14 protein-coding genes are annotated in these 18,404 nt (G+C 63.0%); 6 read left to right on the top strand and 8 right to left on the bottom strand.

What is annotated here, in order from left to right:
- Window positions 1–56: 56 nt before the first annotated feature.
- Window positions 57–431: a serine kinase/phosphatase gene (locus tag AC07W0_RS03415; RefSeq protein WP_102618032.1), complete on the bottom strand. Its 375-nt coding sequence runs from the start codon at window positions 429–431 to the stop codon at window positions 57–59.
- A gap of 151 nt (window positions 432–582) precedes the next feature.
- Here AC07W0_RS03415 and can point away from each other — a divergent pair, with 151 nt between their 5' ends.
- Complete coding sequence (gene can, locus AC07W0_RS03410) at window positions 583–1,227, top strand: carbonate dehydratase (protein ID WP_017844507.1); 645 nt, start codon at window positions 583–585, stop codon at window positions 1,225–1,227.
- Here can and AC07W0_RS03405 read toward each other — a convergent pair.
- The 4 genes from AC07W0_RS03405 to AC07W0_RS03390 all read right to left on the bottom strand — a co-directional run bounded on the left by AC07W0_RS03405 (window position 1,224) and on the right by AC07W0_RS03390 (window position 6,447).
- On the bottom strand, window positions 1,224–1,748 hold the full coding sequence (locus tag AC07W0_RS03405) for an SET domain-containing protein (protein WP_102618033.1): 525 nt from the start codon (window positions 1,746–1,748) through the stop codon (window positions 1,224–1,226). The two genes, can and AC07W0_RS03405, sit on opposite strands and share 4 nt — an antisense overlap.
- Window positions 1,749–1,894: 146 nt before the next feature.
- Window positions 1,895–3,064: a hypothetical protein gene (locus AC07W0_RS03400; protein WP_046384822.1), complete on the bottom strand. Its 1,170-nt coding sequence runs from the start codon at window positions 3,062–3,064 to the stop codon at window positions 1,895–1,897.
- Between the two features lie 122 nt (window positions 3,065–3,186).
- Window positions 3,187–4,887 carry an acid phosphatase gene (locus tag AC07W0_RS03395; protein WP_102618034.1) on the bottom strand — a complete coding sequence of 567 codons (1,701 nt, stop codon included), beginning with the start codon at window positions 4,885–4,887 and terminating at the stop codon, window positions 3,187–3,189.
- 141 nt (window positions 4,888–5,028) lie between these two features.
- Window positions 5,029–6,447 carry a short-chain fatty acid transporter gene (locus AC07W0_RS03390; RefSeq protein ID WP_102618035.1) on the bottom strand — a complete coding sequence of 473 codons (1,419 nt, stop codon included), beginning with the start codon at window positions 6,445–6,447 and terminating at the stop codon, window positions 5,029–5,031.
- Between the two features lie 185 nt (window positions 6,448–6,632).
- Between AC07W0_RS03390 and AC07W0_RS03385 the strand changes: the two genes are divergently transcribed.
- The 5 genes from AC07W0_RS03385 (at window position 6,633) to AC07W0_RS03365 (ending at window position 14,525) form a co-directional block, all read left to right on the top strand.
- Window positions 6,633–7,922, top strand: coding sequence for an MFS transporter (locus tag AC07W0_RS03385; protein WP_046487479.1), 1,290 nt, complete (start codon window positions 6,633–6,635; stop codon window positions 7,920–7,922).
- 74 nt (window positions 7,923–7,996) lie between these two features.
- Window positions 7,997–8,902, top strand: a complete 906-nt coding sequence (locus AC07W0_RS03380; protein WP_102618036.1) for a cation diffusion facilitator family transporter — start codon at window positions 7,997–7,999, stop codon at window positions 8,900–8,902.
- 109 nt (window positions 8,903–9,011) lie between these two features.
- Window positions 9,012–10,235: a TolC family protein gene (locus tag AC07W0_RS03375; RefSeq protein ID WP_146013181.1), complete on the top strand. Its 1,224-nt coding sequence runs from the start codon at window positions 9,012–9,014 to the stop codon at window positions 10,233–10,235.
- Window positions 10,236–10,253: 18 nt separating this feature from the next.
- A complete protein-coding gene (locus tag AC07W0_RS03370) occupies window positions 10,254–11,360 on the top strand; it encodes an efflux RND transporter periplasmic adaptor subunit (protein ID WP_046384817.1) in 1,107 nt (368 codons plus the stop codon).
- Between the two features lie 18 nt (window positions 11,361–11,378).
- On the top strand, window positions 11,379–14,525 hold the full coding sequence (locus tag AC07W0_RS03365; protein WP_102618038.1) for a CusA/CzcA family heavy metal efflux RND transporter: 3,147 nt from the start codon (window positions 11,379–11,381) through the stop codon (window positions 14,523–14,525).
- Here the strand turns inward: AC07W0_RS03365 and AC07W0_RS03360 are convergent.
- The 3 genes from AC07W0_RS03360 to AC07W0_RS03350 all read right to left on the bottom strand — a co-directional run bounded on the left by AC07W0_RS03360 (window position 14,449) and on the right by AC07W0_RS03350 (window position 18,219).
- Window positions 14,449–15,885: a heavy metal sensor histidine kinase gene (locus AC07W0_RS03360; protein ID WP_102618039.1), complete on the bottom strand. Its 1,437-nt coding sequence runs from the start codon at window positions 15,883–15,885 to the stop codon at window positions 14,449–14,451. The two genes, AC07W0_RS03365 and AC07W0_RS03360, sit on opposite strands and share 77 nt — an antisense overlap.
- Entirely contained in the window at window positions 15,882–16,556 is a 675-nt protein-coding gene (locus AC07W0_RS03355) for a heavy metal response regulator transcription factor (RefSeq protein ID WP_017844493.1), read from the bottom strand. The genes AC07W0_RS03360 and AC07W0_RS03355 overlap by 4 nt, the downstream gene beginning before the upstream one ends.
- A gap of 343 nt (window positions 16,557–16,899) precedes the next feature.
- On the bottom strand, window positions 16,900–18,219 hold the full coding sequence (locus AC07W0_RS03350) for an OprD family porin (RefSeq protein ID WP_102618067.1): 1,320 nt from the start codon (window positions 18,217–18,219) through the stop codon (window positions 16,900–16,902).
- Window positions 18,220–18,404 lie beyond the last annotated feature (185 nt).

Genomic DNA, 18,404 nt, shown 5'->3' with positions numbered 1-18,404 from the left:
TGTTGACAGTGTGCTATCGGGGGCAAGCCCCCTCCCACATTTGGATCTACGGTGTGTCAGCGGTTGCCGTTGACAGGCTCGCGCTCGGCCAGTTCGGCTTCATCCAAGCCATTGCCGCCGCCAATTTCATCCTCGTCGACGATGCTCAGGTCCCAATCGGCCTGTTCGCCTTCGCCTTCTTCCTGTGCATCCCGTGCGCCGTCCTCGCGGATCAGGTTCTCCGGGCTCATCTCGTCATCGGTCGTCTCGGCCTCGCCCACCCGTTCGTCGCGCATCCGGCGTTTGCGCTCGACAAGCGGCAGTTCATCGCCGATTCCCGCCTTCGGCTCTTGATCGTCAAAGTCCAGCTCGCGCACCGAGCCCATGCGATCCTCATTGTCATCAATCGGTTCCGGCTGTGTAGCGCCGTATGGACGTCGTGATTCAGTCATGGCCAATCCTCATACTGTGGGGCTTATAGTGTGTGGACAGGCCTGGCGCACCAAGATTCAAGTCATCGCCTGCCGTCTATCTTTATTCCGGGCGTGACCCGGACGGGCGGTCGTCTGTCAAAGCTGCGCATCATTCCTGAGGCTTTCCCTGATGAACGAACTACAAGAGCTGCTTGATAACAACGAACGCTGGGCGGATGCGATCAAACAGGAAGATCCCGAATTCTTCGCCAAGCTGGCCCGCCAGCAAGCACCGGAATACCTGTGGATCGGCTGTTCCGACGCCCGCGTACCGGCCAACGAAATCGTCGGCATGCTGCCGGGTGATCTGTTCGTACACCGTAATGTGGCCAACGTGGTGCTGCACACCGACCTCAACTGCCTGTCGGTGATTCAGTACGCCGTCGATGTGCTCAAGGTCAAACATATCCTGGTCACCGGCCACTATGGCTGCGGCGGTGTGCGGGCGTCGATGCAGGACCGTCAGTTCGGCCTGATCGACGGCTGGCTGCGCACCATTCGCGACCTCTACTACGAAAACCGCGATCTGCTGGCCAAGTTGCCGACTGAGGAAGAGCGCGTCGACCGCCTCTGCGAATTGAACGTGGTTCAGCAGGTGGCCAACGTCGGTCATACCAGCATTGTGCAAAACGCCTGGCACCGGGGGCAGAGCCTGTCGATCCACGGTTGCATCTACGGCATCAAGGATGGCCGCTGGAAGAGCTTGAACACCACCATCACTGGTTTTGAGCAGTTGCCGCCGCAGTATCGCTTGCGCCCGCTGGGTGAAGCCTAAGGGCGCTTGCGCTCGCGCCACAGGGTCATGAACGTCTGCCCTTCGGCGTTCAGCGGCTCCTGGCTGCCGGTGATCCAGCCCCGGCAGTTCAGCTCGCCGCATTGGCACGCGAACTGCCGGAACAGCGCGTCCTCGGTGCTGGCGTAATCCAGGGTCAACAGGGCGCCGGCCGCGATGGGCTGCACGGTCCAGAGCTCCAGGTAGGTGGTGTCCAAAAATACATTCGGGTTGCAGGAGTGGCGCAGCAGGCCGCAGAACCAACAGTCGTACAAGTGGATGCGCGGCGACAGTTGCAAGGTGTGCGGGCGTCGCTCGTTCACCGCGTAGCCGGAGACCTTGGCAATGCGTATGCGACTCTCAAAGGCGATGCGCGCCTTGACCCTGGCCCCGGCGCCGTCCCTGGCGTGGCTGACCTGGAAGTGTTTGGACGAAGGGTAGCCCTGCCCGACGAACAGTGTCTTGAACGGGTAAAGGCAGTCATTCATAGGGTTTACAGCCTTATCCATGGCGCGAGTTTTCATAACTCTCCTGGGTTGGGCTGCATCGACTTGCGGGTGATGTCTGACTGGCAGTCTTGCAGCGGAAGGGCCCGGATCAAGACTCGCTGAACATAACGCCGATTTCTACTGTCAACTTTGACAGTAGAAATCGGCGTTTTTTTGCGCTTTTACAGCGCCGGGGCGCTGATCGTCGGGGTGGGCGCGGCGTCTTTCAGCTGTTTGAGCTGGGCTTTGATCGCGGACGTGGCGCATTTGGCGTTGGCCTGTTCCGGGGTCAGGTTGCGCACCGAGGTGTAGAACAATTCGCAGGTCTGTTCTTTACGCGTGACCTGCCAAGTGTTCATGCACGCCTTGAGCAGCACATTCGCATCGCTCGCCGGTTTCTGGCCCATTCCGGCTTGCCAGCAGGCGGCGCTCAAATCCTGGCCCATCACTTTCAAACCGGCCTCGTCGGCCTTCTGCTCGTTACCGTCATACGTGTCGGGGCTTGCCGCATACCAGATGTAACTGGGGTGGTTGGCGCCCAGGACCGAGACGGTTTTGCCGGGGATCGGGCTGATTTGCGCCAGGCCCAGCACACCCACGGTTTGCCCGTATTGTTGCTTGATCCAACTGCGCACCGGTGCGCCGAACGCGACCATCGGCAACGCACCTTTGGGCGGCAGGCTCAGTTCCTTGACCATGCGTGTCTGGTAGTCGGTGAAGTAGCTGTAGACGTTTTCCAGGTCTTTCCCGGCGTTGGACGGCGCGGCGATCGGGGCGATGTCGATGATGGTCTGGTAGGCCGGGGTTTCGCTGGCCGGAATGCCATTGTCGACGAGCAGGGCGGCCCAGCGGTCGGTGGTGGCCGATTCCAGGTAATCCTGGGCCTGGGTCAGCGAGTAATCCGGCGGAAAGTGCAGCAGCTCGATGCTTTTGCGGTTTTCCAGGGCCATGCCCAGCGGCAGGAACAAGTACCAGTTGTAAGCCCACTTGCCATCGCTATTGAGCCGGCTCGCGCCCTGGTAGGCCAGGTCGGCGGTAGCGAGCAAGCTCGTCAGCGGCTGGCCATAGTTGTCGGGCACGCCGCTGAAGGTCGCCGCGACCTGGCCGTCATGCTTTCTGACGCTGACCTTGGCGCGGCTGTAACCGTCGCGCTGCAGGCTCTGGTTGAGGTAGTGCTCGACGGTCTGCTCCAGCGTCCACGGCCGGAAGCAGATCACGTTGCAGTTATTGGGGTAAGCGAACAACTGGGTAACCCGTTGCGTGCTGCCCAGCGGTACGTCGATGTCGGCCTGTACGACCGCACTCGCGATCAGTGCGGCCAAGGTGAAGGACAACCTGGTCGGTTTAAACATAGATGATTCCTTGTCAGCGAGAGCCCGTCTGCGCGGGGTGAAAGCCCACCTCCACACAGTAGCGGCTGACCAGGAAAACCGCGTGCAAAATCGCCGGGCGTGTCGCTATTGGATAAGCCGTCCTACACCTCGAACTGCAACGCATTGCTCAAGTCGCCCATCGGTTTCTGGCCGCGGGCGATCATGGCGTCGTCGCGCCGCTTGAGCCCGTCCAGTGTCTCCAACTGGAAGACGCGGGTGATCAGGCGCAGGATCGACGCGGTGTCGTACACCGTATGGTCCACCGTGCCTTTGCGCGCGAACGGCGACACCACCAGGGTCGGAACCCGTGTGCCAGGGCCCCAGCGGTCGCCCTTGGGCGGTGCCACGTGGTCCCACCAGCCGCCGTTTTCATCGACGGTCACCACCACCACCATGTTTTTCCACTGCGGGCTTTCCTGCAGCACCTTCAGGGCGCGGGTGATATGGCGGTCACCCGAGGCCACGTCGGCATAACCGGCGTGCATGTTGAGGTTGCCCTGGGGTTTGTAGAAGGTTACGGCGGGCAGCTTGCCCGCCTGCGCGTCGGCAAAGAACTTGTTGGTGCTCGACTCATCGCCCAGGCCCGCGTCGCGCAGGCGCTTGTCACGCTCCGCGCGGTTTTCCGGGCCCTGTTGCTTGAAGTAGTTGAACGGCTGGTGGTGATACTGGAAGTTGGGGATCTTCGGAATGCCGCCCGAGTCCTTGAACTGTTCCAGCGTCGCTTGCCAGGCCCCGGCGTACCAGGCCCAGTCGATGTTCTTTTTCGACAGCTTGTCGCCGATGTGTTCGTGGGTTTGCGGCACCAGCACGTTGGGCAGGTCGGGCTTGGCGTAGTCCGGGTTTTGCGGGTCGCGAATCCAGGTCGGCCAGTAGGGCGGGGCCAGGGTGTTCACGGCGTAACCGTCCGGGGTCAGCGCGCTCGGGCCGAACTGCGGCGGGCCGCTCATGGCGCTGGCCGGGGATTTGTCCAGGGGCTTGAGGCGTGGGTCGGTGGGATCGTCGCTTTGCAGCGTGGCGATCTGCGCCTTGGCCACCGACTGCGCGGCGTTCGGATAAACCGGCGCGGTCGCGCTGATCAGGTATTGGTGGTTGAGGAACGAGCCGCCAAATGCGCCCTGGAAGAAGTTATCGCAGAGCACAAACTCCTTGGCCACGTCCCACAGGCGCAGGGAATAACGGCTCTGGGCATAATGCCCCATCACCAGGCCGCCGGAATCGGCCCAGGCGACGAAATTGTCGTTCTTGCCGCCGTTGATCTGCATCTGGTTCTGGTAGAACACGTGCCACAAATCCCGGGTGACCAGGCTCAAGGGCAGGTCTTCGGCGTTCGGGCCCTTGAGGGCGAACGGGGCGTTGGGCAGGTTTTCCTGGAATTGCACTTCGCTGGGGTAGGTCACCCCGTCGACGCTTTGCGAGCCGACTTGCAACACACCACCCCACACCGGGGGAAGGGTGGTCAATACGCTGGCGTCGCGGTCGCGCTGCTGATAGTCGGTGGGAGACAGCGCCGACAGCGGTTTCTCCAGCCCGGGGAAATCGGCAAACAGGTTGTTGAAGCTGCGGTTTTCGGCGTAGATCACCACAACGGTTTTCACTTGGTCGTGTAATGCCTTATCCAACTCTTGCGGCGTGAGCGGCCGAGGCAGCGGTTTGCCCGGCGCGTCGCCGGGATTGCCGCAGGCACTCAAGGTCGCGCCCACCCCCAGCACCGCTGCGCCGCCGAGGAAGCGCCGCCGGCTGGTGTCTACCGGCGGTTGATCGATGGAATCGGGGGCCGGGCGGTCTTCGTGCTCGTCACTCATTGCGGGAGTCCTTGCTGGCGGTTTGTTGCAAGATATTTCGCCAGGACGGTAGCAGTGGAATGTGACGCAGGGAAGACAGCTTGAAGTTACACGCTTTAAGCGGAAAGCCTGGAGCTACAAACCTCAAGCTTGCCGCTGCGTTTAAGGCATCACCGGCGGCAAATACTTCAACGTCGTCCCCAACGCCCACAACAAAAACAACACCAACGGCGCGTGTACCAGCAACTGCACGAACGAAAACCCGATCAGATCCCGCGCCTTCAGCCCCAACACGCCCAGCAACGGCAGCATATAAAACGGGTTGATCAAATTCGGCAGCGCCTCGGCCGCGTTGTAGATCTGCACGGCCCAGCCCAGGTGGTATTGCAGGTCAGTGGCCACTTGCATCACGTAGGGCGCTTCGATGATCCACTTGCCGCCGCCCGACGGGATGAAGAAACCCAGCACCGCCGAGTACACGCCCATCAACAGGGCATAGGTGTCGTGGGAGGCCATGGAGGTGAAGAAGGTCGAGATATGGTGAGCCAGGGTCTGGCCGTCGCCGCCCTTGACCACCGTCATCAGCGCGGCAATCGAGCCGTACAGCGGGAACTGGATCAGCACGCCGGTGGTGGTCGGCACCGCGCGGGCGACCGCGTCCAGAAAACTGCGCGGGCGCCAGTGCAGCAGCGCACCGACCATGATGAACAGGAAGTTATAGGTGTTCAGCCCGGAAATCGCGCTGATCGCCGGTTTGGTCGAGAACTCGTGGAACAACCAACCTGCCGCCAGCACCGCCAGCAGGATCGTCAGCACCGGGCTGTGTTCCAGCCATTCGCCCGGGCGTGTCGGGGCCTGCGGCGTGGGCAGGTTGAAGGCCGGGTCGACCCCGCAGGCCTTGGCGTCACGGGCGCTGTTCGGGCCGGGCGCGGTGGCGTAGGCGATGATCAGCGAGACCACGATCAGCGCCAGCAGCAGTACGCCGGATTGCCACAGGAAGATGGTGTCGGTGAACGGGATCACCCCGGTGATCGACAGGATCGACGGCGGCAGACTGGCCGGGTTGGCCTGCAACTGCGCGGCCGACGACGACAGCCCGAGCGCCCATACCGCGCCGAGCCCCAGGTAGGCCGCGGCACCGGCAGCGCGGTAGTCCATGCGCAAGTCCGTGCGCCGCGCCAATGCGCGCACCAGCAAACCGCCGAACACCAGGGACAGGCCCCAGTTGAGCAACGAGGCAACCATGGAAATCAACGCCACCCAGGCCACGGCCGAGCGGCCGTTCTTCGGGATGCGCGCCAGGCGGTCGATCAGTTTCACCGCTGGTGGCGAACTGGCGACCACGTAACCGCCGATCACCACGAAGGCCATCTGCATGGTGAACGGGATCAGGCTCCAGAACCCATCGCCAAACGCCTTGGCGGCTTCGGTCGGCGCGGCGCCCATGCCCAGGGTCGCCACGGCGACAATGATCACGGCGAGGGCGGCAAACACCCAGGAGTCGGGAAACCAGCGTTCGGCGAAATTGGAGCAGCGCAGGGCAAATCGGGCATAGCGGCTTTCTTCGATAGCATCGGCCACGAGTCATTCCTCTTGTAATTGTTATGGTTTTGGCAGTTTTACGGCATGTTCCGCTACGGCCATTGATATGGGAATGCAGTTATCTTCATCGATCATTGAGGAAAACAAATATATCCGCCGCGATTGCCATCATCCGGCGCAGCTCATAACCTGCACGCCATTTTGTTTGTCTGCCGAGCCTCAACATGACTGCCACCTCGCTTGCCCAGGCGCAGCGTTTTTCCCGCTCCGACTACAAAACCCTGGGTCTGGCCGCCCTCGGCGGTGCCCTGGAAATCTACGACTTCATCATTTTCGTGTTTTTCGCGCTGACCCTCAGCCAACTGTTCTTCCCGCCGGAAATGCCCGAGTGGCTGCGCCTGCTGCAAAGTTTCGGGATCTTCGTCACCGGCTACCTCGCGCGCCCGCTGGGCGGCATCCTGATGGCGCACTTCGCCGATCACCTAGGGCGCAAGCGCGTGTTCAGCCTGAGCATCCTGATGATGGCCTTGCCCTGCCTGCTGATCGGGATCATGCCGACCTACGCGCAAATCGGCTATTTCGCACCGCTGATCCTGCTGGTGCTGCGCGTGCTGCAAGGTGCGGCGGTGGGCGGTGAAGTGCCCAGCGCCTGGACCTTTGTTGCTGAGCACGCGCCGCCCCATCACCGCGGTTACGCCTTGGGCTTTTTGCAGGCCGGCCTGACCTTCGGCTACCTGCTCGGCGCACTGACCGCCACGCTGCTGGCGCAAATCTTCACCCCGGCGGAGATCCTCGACTACGCCTGGCGCTTCCCCTTCCTGCTCGGCGGCGTCTTCGGCGTGATCGGCGTGTGGCTGCGCCGCTGGCTCAACGAAACCCCGGTATTCCTCGACATGCAGGCGCGCCGCCAAGCCGCCGCCGAACTGCCGCTGCGCACCGTATTGCGCGACCATCGCCGCGTGTTGCTGCCGGCGATGATCCTCACCTGCGTGCTTACCTCCGCCGTGGTGGTGCTGGTGGTCATCACCCCGACCATGATGCAGAAAACCTTCGGCATGACGCCCAGCCACACCTTCGCCCTGAGCGCGCTGGGCATTGTGTTCCTGAACATCGGTTGCGTACTCGCCGGCCTGCTGGTGGACCGCATCGGCGCCTGGCGCGCGGTGCTGGTCTACAGCCTGTTGCTGCCACTGGGGATCGCGGTGTTATACGCCAGCCTGATCGCCGGTGGCGTCTGGCTCGGCGCGGCATATGCCGTGGCAGGCTTGAGCTGCGGCGTGGTCGGCGCAGTGCCGTCGGTGATGGTCGGACTGTTCCCGGCGCCGGTGCGGGTGTCAGGCATTTCCTTCACCTACAACATTGCCTACGCGCTGTGGGCGAGCACCACGCCCTTGATGCTGATCGCACTGATGCCGACCAGCCCGTGGATTTGCGTGGGTTATTGCGTGGTGATGGGCGCGGTGGGGGTGGTGAGCGTGGTGCTGTTCAGCAAGCGCCATACGTTGGCGGCCTGAGGAAGTGCCGACCCCATCCGAATCTTCTGCTAGGGCGCTATGATTCATCCAACCACACCCCACGAGGATGTTTCATGAGCGCAGGACACAACCACGCCCAGGTACGCGCCGGCCACGAACGGCAGTTGTGGATGGCCCTCGGGCTGACCAGCAGTTTCATGATTGCCGAGGTGATCGGTGCCTTTATCACCGGCAGCCTGGCGCTGTTGTCCGATGCCGCGCACATGATGACCGATGCCCTGGCCATGGCGATTTCCCTGGTGGCGATCCAGATCGCCAAGCGCCCCGCCGACCGCAAGCGCACGTTCGGCTATGCCCGCTTTGAAATCCTGGCGGCGGCGTTCAATGCCTTGCTGCTGTTTGCGGTGGCGTTCTACATCCTTTATGAGGCCTATCAACGCCTGCAGGCACCCGCCGAAATCCAGTCGACCGGCATGCTGGTGATCGCCGTGCTGGGGCTGCTCGTCAACCTGATCTCCATGCGCCTGCTCGGCGCCGGCAGCGGCGAAAGCCTGAATGTCAAAGGCGCGTACCTGGAGGTCTGGAGCGACATGCTCGGCTCTATCGGTGTGATCATCGCGGCCGTCGTGATCATGTTGACCGGCTGGGCTTGGGTCGACTCCGTGGTGGCGGCGGCGATTGGTTTCTGGGTGTTGCCGCGCACCTGGGTGCTGCTCAAGGACAGCATGAATGTGCTGCTGCAAGGCGTGCCCGACGGCGTCGATATCGACAGCGTGGAGCAGGCCATGCGTGGCGTGCCCGGCGTGAAGGACGTACACGACCTGCATATCTGGGCGCTCACCAGTGGCAAGAACGTGCTGAGCAGCCATCTGGTGGCGGATGCGATGCCGGGCACCGAACAGCAGGTCCTCGCTCAAGTGACGCAATTGCTGCATGAACAATTCGATATTTCCCACGTCACGCTGCAGGTCGAGGGCGAGGGTTTTCATCGTGACGGGCCCGAAGACGCCCATGCTTGAGCCTTGCTAACGGATTTGTAATGTTCGCCCCACCGCCCTGATAAGTACCGAAAGTTACAGTGCCCCGGCTTGGATTTATCCGCCATTTCATGGGCCTGGAACTCTCGTTATGCCAACTCGTGCAAGAACTCTACTGTGCTCGATCATCGTGTTGCTGGCGACAGCACAAGGGGTCGGCGCTCAAACCCTGACCCTCGACGCCGCCCTGCAAACCGCCTTCGCCAACAACCCCGACCTGGCCGCCGCGCAATGGGAGATCGACATCGCCAGCGGCGGCCGCCAGCAGGCGGGGCTGATCCCCAACCCGGTGGCCTCGTGGGATGCCGAAGACACCCGCCGCGACACCCGCACCACCACGCTCAAGTTAAGCCAGACCCTGGAACTGGGCGGCAAGCGCGGCGCGCGCATCGAGCTGGCCACGCGCGGCCAGGACGTCGCGGCGCTGACCCTCGAACAGCGCCGCAACGGCTTGCGCGCCGAGGTGATCGACAGTTATTACGGCGCCCTTCGCGCCCAGGAGCGCCTCGACCTGGCGCAACGCTCCCTGGCGTTGGCCGAGCGCGGCCTGGTGATCGCCAATGGCCGCGTCAACGCCGGTAAATCGTCGCCAGTGGAAGCCACCCGCGCCCAGGTGCAGTTGTCGGAAATCCGCCTGGAACTCAACCGCGCCCAGATGGGTGTCAGCGATGCCTATCGCCGCCTGGCTGCCAGCACCGGCAGCGCCGCGCCCGACTTCGCCGCCGTCGCCACGCCAAGCAGCGTCCCGGCGACGTTGCCGCCCGCCGCGCAACTGCTGGCGCGTCTTGAGCAGACCGCCGAGCTGCGCCTGGCCGAACTGCAAATCCTGCAGAACGAAGCCAGCGTGGGCCTGGAAAAAGCCCAGCGCATCCCCAACCTCGATGTGTCGATTGGCAGCCAGTACGACGCCAGCGTGCGCGAGCGCGTGAATCTGGTGGGCGTGTCGATGCCGATCCCGCTGTTCAACCGCAACCAGGGCAACGTGCTCGCGGCCACCCGCCGCGCCGACCAGGCCCGTGACCTGCGCAACGCCGCCGAACTGCGCCTGCGCACCGAAACCCGCCAGGCCCTGGACCTGTGGCAAACCGCGAACACCGAAGTGCGCGCGTTCAACCAGCAGATCCTGCCCGCCGCGCAGAGCGCGGTGGACAGCGCCACCCGTGGCTTCGAAATGGGCAAGTTCAACTTCCTCGACGTCCTCGACGCCCAGCGCACCTTGATCGCGGCCCGCAGCCAATACCTCACGGCGACCGCCCAGGCCACCGACGCCTGGGTACGCATCGAACGGATCTACGGCGACCTCGCCCGTTTCTGATTTTTTTTGGAGTCCTCTATGCAGACTAAACATGGCGTGGCGCTAGCCCTCGTCCTGGGCCTGATGCTGTCCGGCCTGGCAAACGCCGAGGAAGAAGAAGGCACACTCGAACTCACCGAGCAGCAGATCGAGGCCGCCGGTATTCAACTGGCCCAGGCCCAGCCGCGGCCGATCAGCACGGTGCTGTCGTTGCCGGGTGAAGTGCGCTTCGATGAAGACCGCACGTCGCACATCGTGCCGCGTGCGGCGGGGGTGGTGGAGGCAGTGAAGGTCAACCTCGGCCAGGCGGTCAAGCAAGGCGAGTTGCTGGCGGTGATCGCCAGCCAGCAGATTTCCGATCAGCGCAGCGAGCTGGCCGCCAGCCAGCGCCGCCTCGAACTGGCGCGCACCACCTTCCAGCGCGAGCGCCAACTGTGGCAGGACAAGATCTCCGCCGAGCAGGATTACCTGCTGGCGCGCCAGGCCTTGCAGGAAGCCGAAATCGCCCTGAACAACGCCCGCCAGAAGATGACCGCCCTCAGCGGCAGCGCCGTGCCGGCCGGCGGCAATCGCTATGAATTGCGCGCACCGTTCGCCGGCGTGGTGGTGGAGAAACACCTGGGCGTCGGCGAGGTGGTCAGCGAGACCAGCAACGCCTTCACCTTGTCGGACCTGTCGCAGGTGTGGGTCACGTTCGGCGTCTTTCCCAAGGACTTGAACAAGGTCCGCGTCGGCAAGCCGGTGAAAGTCAGCTCCACCGAAATGGGCACCGAAGTACTCGGTACCGTGGCCTATGTGGGCAACTTGCTGGGCGAGCAGACGCGCACCGCCACCGTGCGCGTGACCGTGCCCAACCCCGATGACGCCTGGCGCCCGGGGTTGTTCGTCGCCGTACAGATCGCCACCGACACCTACCAGGCCAAGGTCACCGTGCCCGAGGCCGCGATCCAGACCGTCGAGGACAAGCCCTCGGTGTTCGTTCGCACGGCGGACGGGTTCGTCACCCGCCATCTGGAACTGGGCGTCAGCGAAAACGGCTACGTCGAAGTGCGCCGGGGCCTCGACGCCGGGGCACAGGTGGCCACGGTCGGCAGCTTCATCCTCAAGTCCGAACTGGGCAAAGGCTCGGCCGAACACGCCCATTGATCCAGCGAGTGATTTCCCATGTTTGAGCGCCTTATCCAATTCGCCATCGAGCAGCGCATCATCGTGCTGTTGGCGGTGCTGTTGATGGCCGGTGTCGGCGTCGCCAGCTATCAGAAACTGCCCATCGACGCGGTGCCCGACATCACCAATGTGCAGGTGCAGATCAACTCGGCGGCGCCCGGTTTTTCGCCGCTGGAAACCGAACAGCGCATCACCTTTCCCATTGAAACCGCGATGGCCGGGTTGCCGGGGTTGCAGCAGACCCGTTCGCTGTCGCGCTCCGGTTTGTCCCAGGTCACGGTGATCTTCAAGGACGGCACCGACCTGTTCTTTGCCCGCCAATTGGTCAACGAACGCCTGCAAGTCGCCCGTGAACAACTGCCCGTCGGCATCGAAACGGCGATGGGGCCGATTTCCACCGGTCTTGGGGAAATTTTCCTATGGACCGTGGAAGCCGAAGAGGGCGCGCGCAAGGACGACGGCACGCCCTACACGCCGACCGACCTGCGCGTGATCCAGGACTGGATCATCAAGCCGCAACTGCGCAACGTGCCCGGCGTGGCCGAGATCAACACCATCGGTGGTTTTGCCAAGGAATACCAGATCGCCCCCGACCCCAAGCGCCTGGCGGCCTATAACCTGACCTTGAGCGATCTGGTCACCGCGCTGGAACGCAACAACGCCAACGTCGGTGCCGGCTACATCGAGCGCAGCGGCGAGCAATTGCTGATCCGCGCACCGGGGCAAGTGGCGTCGATCGACGATATCGCCAACATCGTCATCACCACCTCGGACGGCACGCCGATCCGCGTGCGCAATGTGGCCCAGGTCGAGATCGGCCGTGAGCTGCGTACCGGCGCCGCCACCGAAAACGGCCGTGAAGTGGTGCTGGGCACGGTGTTCATGTTGATCGGCGAAAACAGCCGCACCGTGTCCCAGGCCGTGGCTGCGCGACTCGAACAGATCAACCGCTCGCTGCCCGAGGGCGTGGTCGCCGTTACCGTCTACGACCGCACCAACCTCGTCGAAAAAGCCATCTCCACGGTGAAGAAAAACCTCTTCGAAGGCGCGCTACTGGTGGTCGCGGTGTTGTTCCTGTTCCTCGGCAACATCCGCGCGGCGCTGATCACCGCGATGGTGATCCCGCTGGCGATGCTGTTCACCTTTACCGGCATGTTCACCAACAAAGTCAGCGCCAACCTGATGAGCCTCGGCGCGCTGGACTTCGGCATCATCGTCGACGGCGCGGTGGTGATCGTCGAGAACGCGATCCGTCGCCTGGCCCATGCGCAACAGCGACACGGCCGCCTGTTGACCCGCAGCGAGCGCCTGCACGAAGTGTTCGCGGCGGCCAAGGAGGCGCGGCGCGCGCTGATCTTCGGGCAACTGATCATCATGGTGGTGTACCTGCCGATCTTCGCCCTCACCGGCGTGGCCGGGAAAATGTTCCACCCCATGGCCTTCACCGTGGTGATCGCCCTGTTCGGCGCGATGATCCTCTCGGTGACCTTTGTGCCGGCGGCGATTGCGCTGTTTGTCACCGGCAAGGTCAAGGAAGAAGAAAACCTGGTGATGCGCAGTGCGCGCCGGGTCTATGCGCCGGTGCTCGATGGGGTGATGGCGCGGCGCCCGCTGGTGTTCGGTTTGGCGCTGTTGACCATCGTCGCCTCGGGGCTGGTGGCCAGCCGCATGGGCAGCGAATTCATCCCCAGCCTCAGCGAAGGCGACTTCGCCCAGCAAGCCCTGCGCGTGCCCGGCACCAGCCTGACGCAGTCGGTGCAGATGCAACAGCAGTTGGAAAAAACCTTGATGGCCCAGGTGCCGGAAATCGAACGGGTCTTCGCCCGCACCGGCACCGCGGAGATCGCCTCCGACCCGATGCCACCGAACATTTCCGACAGCTACGTGATGCTCAAGCCCAAGGATCAGTGGCCTGATCCGCAGAAGTCCCGCGAAACGCTGATCGCCGATATCCAGCGCGCCAGTGCGATTGTGCCGGGCAGTGCGTATGAACTATCGCAACCGATCCAGCTGCGCTTCAACGAGCTGATTTCCGGGGTGCGCAGCGACGTGGCAGTGAAGGTATTCGGCGACGACATGGCGGTGCTCAACGCCACCGCCGGGGAAATTGCCGAGACCTTGCAAGGCCTGAACGGCGCCTCGGAAGTGAAGGTCGAACAGACCTCCGGCCTGCCGGTACTGACCATCAATATCGACCGCGACAAGGCCGCGCGGTTTGGCCTGAACGTCGGCGATGTGCAGGACACGATTGCCGTCGCAGTCGGTGGGCGCCAGGCCGGAACGTTGTACGAAGGTGACCGACGTTTCGACATGGTCGTGCGTTTGTCCGACGCATTGCGCACCGATATCGACGGCTTGTCGCGGCTGCTGATCCCGGTGCCGGCGCTGACCGGTAACGCCTCCGGGCAACTGGGTTTTATCGCCTTGTCCCAGGTCGCCAGCCTCGACCTGGTGCTGGGCCCGAACCAGATCAGCCGCGAGAACGGCAAGCGCCTGGTGATTGTCAGCGCCAACGTGCGGGGGCGCGATATCGGCTCGTTTGTCCAAGAGGCCGAAGCCGCCATCGGCGCCCAGGTCAAAGTGCCGGTTGGCTACTGGACTACCTGGGGCGGGCAGTTCGAACAGTTGAAGGAGGCCTCCGACCGCCTGCGCATCGTGGTGCCGGTGGCGCTGCTGCTGGTGTTCGGGCTGTTGTTCATGATGTTCAACAACCTCAAGGACGGGCTGTTGGTGTTCACCGGGATTCCGTTCGCCTTGACCGGTGGGATCATGGCGCTGTGGCTGCGCGATATTCCGTTGTCGATCTCGGCCGGGGTGGGCTTTATCGCCTTGTCCGGCGTGGCGGTGCTCAACGGCCTGGTGATGATCGCGTTTATCCGCAACCTGCGCGAGGAAGGGCGCTCGCTGTCGATGGCCATCAACGAAGGCGCGCTGACCCGGCTGCGCCCGGTGTTGATGACGGCGCTGGTGGCCTCCCTCGGGTTTATCCCCATGGCCCTGGCCACCGGCACCGGCGCCGAGGTGCAGCGGCCGCTGGCGACGGTGGTGATCGGCGGGATCATTTCCTCTACGTTGCTGACCTTGCTGGTGCTGCCGGCGTTGTATCACTGGGCGCATCGCAAGGACGAGGAAACACCAGGCTGAAGCGCGTAAAACGCCCCGGCTGGCTGCTGACATCGGCGTGACCCTGATGCAGGTGCATGATCGACTGCACGATGGCCAGCCCCAGGCCGGTGCCGCCCTCGGCGCGGGTACGGCTGCTGTCGGCGCGGTAGAAGCGTTCGAACAAGTGCGGCAGGTGGTGCGCTTCGATGCCGCGCCCGGTGTTGCCGACCGACAGCGATACACGCTGGCCGTAGGTTTCCACCAGCAACAACACGGTAGACGCGGTTGGCGTGTGGCGGATGGCATTGGACAGCAAGTTGGAGATGGCCCGCTGGATCATCAGGCGATCGCCCATCACCCAGGCGTCGCCGCGCAGGTTCAGGGTCACCTGTTTGTCCTCGGCGCTCAAGGCAAACAGCTCCATCACCCGCTGCGCTTCGTCACCCAACGACACCCGGGCAAACCCGGCCCGCGCCGCCGGATGGCTGACCTGGGCCAGAAACAGCATGTCGGAGACGATGCGCGACAGGCGTTCCATTTCCTCGACGCAGGATTCCAGGCCCGCTTGGTATTCCTGCGAAGGCCGCTCGCGGGACAATGTCACCTGCGCCTTGCCCATCAGGTTGGTCAACGGCGCGCGCAGTTCGTGGGCCAGGTCATCGGAGAACTGCGACAGTTGCCGCACACCGTCGTCCAGGCGGTGCAGCATGAAGTTGATGCCCTGGGCCAACTCGCCCAGCTCCTTGGGCAGGTTGTCCAGCGCCAGGCGATGGGTCAGGTCCTGGGTGCTGACCTGCGCCGCCACACGGCTGAACTGCTGCAACGGCGCCAGCCCGCGCTGCACCAGCCACCAGGCGCCCATGCCGATCAGGATCAGCAGCAGCGGCAGGGCGATCACCGTGGAGCGCAGGTAGGCACTGAGCAACGCTTCATCGTCGGAGCGGTCCAGCGACAGCAGCACGCGCACGTTCTCGCCATTGCGCAGCGCCACCATGCGCGAGGCGCTGAGGATGCGGTTGCCGTGCCCGTCCACCCAGTTCAGGTAGGCCAGGGTCTTGCCGGCCGGTACGTCGAGCAACAACGGCTGCTGGGGTTTTGCGCCCACGCTGAGGAGCACCGGCGTATCGGCCTGGGTGCTCATGATGGTCAGGTAGATATTGTCGTGGCCCATCACCAGGTCCAGCAGCGAGTGGGGGCGGCTGCTGATGTCGCGGGGGGCGAGGCTCTGGCTCAGGCTGTGTTCCAACTGCTCCAGCTTGTTTTCCAGGCCCTTGCGCGCGAGTTTGTCCAGCTCGTGGGTCAAGGCCAGGTAAGCCAGGGTCGCCAGCAGCACGACCAGTCCGGCGCCCATCAGGCTGACCGTCAGGCCCAGGCGCATCGACAGGCTGCTGGTCCTCATTGACGCGCCTCCAGCACGTAACCGACGCCGCGAATGGTGTGGATCAGCTTGACCTCGCTCTGGTCGTCGACCTTGCCGCGCAGGCGGCTGATGGAGACTTCGACGACGTTGGTGTCGCAGTCGAAGTTCATGTCCCACACCAGCGAGATGATTTGCGTGCGGGTCATCACCTCGCCGGCCTGGCGCATTAATACGTGCAGCAGGGCGAACTCCTTGGTGGTCAGGTCGATGCGTCGTGTGCCGCGGTAGGCGCGGTGGCGGCGTGGGTCCAGCTCCAGGTCGGCGACGCGCAACACGTCCGGCAACGGAATGTGCTCGCTGCGGCGCAACAGCGTGCGCACGCGAGCCAGCAGTTCGGGGAATTCGAAGGGTTTGACCAGGTAATCATCGGCGCCCATGTCCAGGCCCTTGATCTTGTCGGTCAGCCGGCCGCGGGCGGTCAGCATCATCACCCGCTGGTTGCCGTCGCGGCGCAGGTGTTCCAGCACTTCCCAACCGTCGGTGTTGGGCAGGTTCACATCGAGGATCACCAGTTCATAGGTGTGTTGCCGGGCCAGGTGCAGGCCGTCGACGCCACTGGCGGCGCAATCGACGACATAGCCGCTTTCGGTCAGGCCCTGCTGCAAGTAATCGGCGGTTTTCTGCTCGTCCTCAACCACAAGGATACGCATGGGGATTTACCTTCAAAGGAAACGGAGAGGGGGCATGGCCTCATAGAGGCGCTGAATTTGGCTGTAGGAAAACTCTGAGCCGTGAAGTCGCTATAGGGTCAAGCCACGTCAGGTAGCTGCGACGATTCGCCGCTGTGCGAGTGAACAAAAAAACGCCCCAAGCGGGGCGTAAAAAGTTCATCTCCGTTCCAAAGGAGCTACACAAAAGCCGCAGAGATGAATAGTGCTCGATGCGCAGTATAAAAACTGCAACTTAACGCGAAGGTGAGGCCGATATTACAGTTCTGACAGATTTGAACCTGTGAAGAGATGTACTTCATCGACAAGTAAATGTAAGCGTTGCTTAGAGCACCGCCAGTGGATATTCGATAATGACCCTTACTTCTTCCAGGTCCGACTCAAATGCACTTGAGCGCACGCTCGCCTGGCGCAGGCGCAGGGATAAGTCCTTCAGCGTGCCGGCCTGCACCACGTACTTGGCTTCGATATTGCGTTCCCAGCGGCGCTGATCGGTGAGCGGATTACCGGCGGCATCGCGGCGCATATACACCGCGTTGGCGTTGCTGTAGTCGGCCCCGCTGCCTTTGGCGTAGCGGGTCATGAACGTCAGGCCGGGAATGCCGAAGGCCTGCATGTCCAGGTCGTAGCGCACCATCCATGAGCGTTCCTTGGGCGAGTTGAAGTCGCTGTACTGGATCGAGTTGTTGAGGAAGATCGAGTCCGACTGGCGCAGGTAATCGAAGTCGTCGTCGCCATTGTTGCGCTGGTGCGACACGGCAACGCTGTGGGCGCCGACTTTTACCCCGAGCCGGGCGCTCCAGATGTTGTTGTCGAATGTGCCCAGGCGCTTTTTGCCCTCGTCCACGGCCTTGTAGTAATTGACGTCGCCGAACAGCGAAACGTCTTCGGTGAGCGGGTAACTGGCGGTGCTGCCGACGTAGTATTGGTCCCAGGCGTCTTTCAGGCGGCTGCTGTACAGGCTGAAACCGAGGTGCTTGTTGAGTTGATAGTCACCGCCGAAATAGCCGATCCAGGGCGAGTCGACCGGGCCCGCATAAAACGTCGCGAAGCCTTTGTTCATGCCGCTTTCATTGGGCTGGCTCATGCCGCTCAAGCGTCCGCCCTGCAGGCTCAGGCCGGCGAGGCTGGTGTTTTGCACGGTGACGCCACGGAAACTTTCCGGCAATACACGGGAGTCGCCGTAGGCCACCACCGGCGTCAGCGGGAACACGTCGCCGGCCTTGATCACTGTGTCCAGCACGCGCAATTTTGCGGCGCCGCCGACCTTGCTGTAGCTGTCTTCGGGGCGGTTGTCGCGGTCCACCGGCAACATGCCGAACGAGCCCTTGCCGCCGCTGCGGCCGGTGCCCGAATCGAGTTTCACGCCGACCATGGCAAACGCATCCAGGCCAAAACCCACGGTGCCCTGGGTGAAGCCGGATTCGAACTTGCCGATCAACCCCTGCGCCCAGGCTTCTGAATAGCCGTTGCCGGTCGGGCTGGATTGGCCTTTGCGATCATCGCGGTTGAAGTAAAAATTACGTGCCAGCACGTTCAGGCGGCTGCCTTCGATAAAACCGTCGGACTGGTCTTCCACGGCCAGCGCTGCCAGGGGCAAAGCGGCGATGAGTGAGAGGGGGAGGGTGTAATAACGGATATGCATGTTTCGCTCCTCGGTATTGGCAGTGATCAGCTTCTTATGGAAGCGGGCGTTCTTATTGATTTGGCCCGGGCTGATAGTTGCAAACCGTGGATAACGGCTGTGTTGCGTGAACATTACAATTCTGGAACCTTAGTGCCACCTAACAAATACGTAATCTTCTGGTGAACATCGCGTCAGGGTTGTTT

This window comes from Pseudomonas sp. GW704-F2 (genome assembly GCF_059423025.1).
This window is presented reverse-complemented; position numbering and strand designations above follow the sequence as displayed.

Bases quoted from the DNA above. Each gene is read 5' to 3' on its own strand.
- AC07W0_RS03415 (WP_102618032.1), bottom strand. From the start codon at position 431: ATGACTGAATCACGACGTCCATACGGCGCTACACAGCCGGAACCGATT.
- can (WP_017844507.1), top strand. From the start codon at position 583: ATGAACGAACTACAAGAGCTGCTTGATAACAACGAACGCTGGGCGGAT.
- AC07W0_RS03405 (WP_102618033.1), bottom strand. From the start codon at position 1,748: ATGAAAACTCGCGCCATGGATAAGGCTGTAAACCCTATGAATGACTGC.
- AC07W0_RS03400 (WP_046384822.1), bottom strand. From the start codon at position 3,064: ATGTTTAAACCGACCAGGTTGTCCTTCACCTTGGCCGCACTGATCGCG.
- AC07W0_RS03395 (WP_102618034.1), bottom strand. From the start codon at position 4,887: ATGAGTGACGAGCACGAAGACCGCCCGGCCCCCGATTCCATCGATCAA.
- AC07W0_RS03385 (WP_046487479.1), top strand. From the start codon at position 6,633: ATGACTGCCACCTCGCTTGCCCAGGCGCAGCGTTTTTCCCGCTCCGAC.
- AC07W0_RS03380 (WP_102618036.1), top strand. From the start codon at position 7,997: ATGAGCGCAGGACACAACCACGCCCAGGTACGCGCCGGCCACGAACGG.
- AC07W0_RS03375 (WP_146013181.1), top strand. From the start codon at position 9,012: ATGCCAACTCGTGCAAGAACTCTACTGTGCTCGATCATCGTGTTGCTG.
- AC07W0_RS03370 (WP_046384817.1), top strand. From the start codon at position 10,254: ATGCAGACTAAACATGGCGTGGCGCTAGCCCTCGTCCTGGGCCTGATG.
- AC07W0_RS03365 (WP_102618038.1), top strand. From the start codon at position 11,379: ATGTTTGAGCGCCTTATCCAATTCGCCATCGAGCAGCGCATCATCGTG.
- AC07W0_RS03360 (WP_102618039.1), bottom strand. From the start codon at position 15,885: ATGAGGACCAGCAGCCTGTCGATGCGCCTGGGCCTGACGGTCAGCCTG.
- AC07W0_RS03355 (WP_017844493.1), bottom strand. From the start codon at position 16,556: ATGCGTATCCTTGTGGTTGAGGACGAGCAGAAAACCGCCGATTACTTG.
- AC07W0_RS03350 (WP_102618067.1), bottom strand. From the start codon at position 18,219: ATGCATATCCGTTATTACACCCTCCCCCTCTCACTCATCGCCGCTTTG.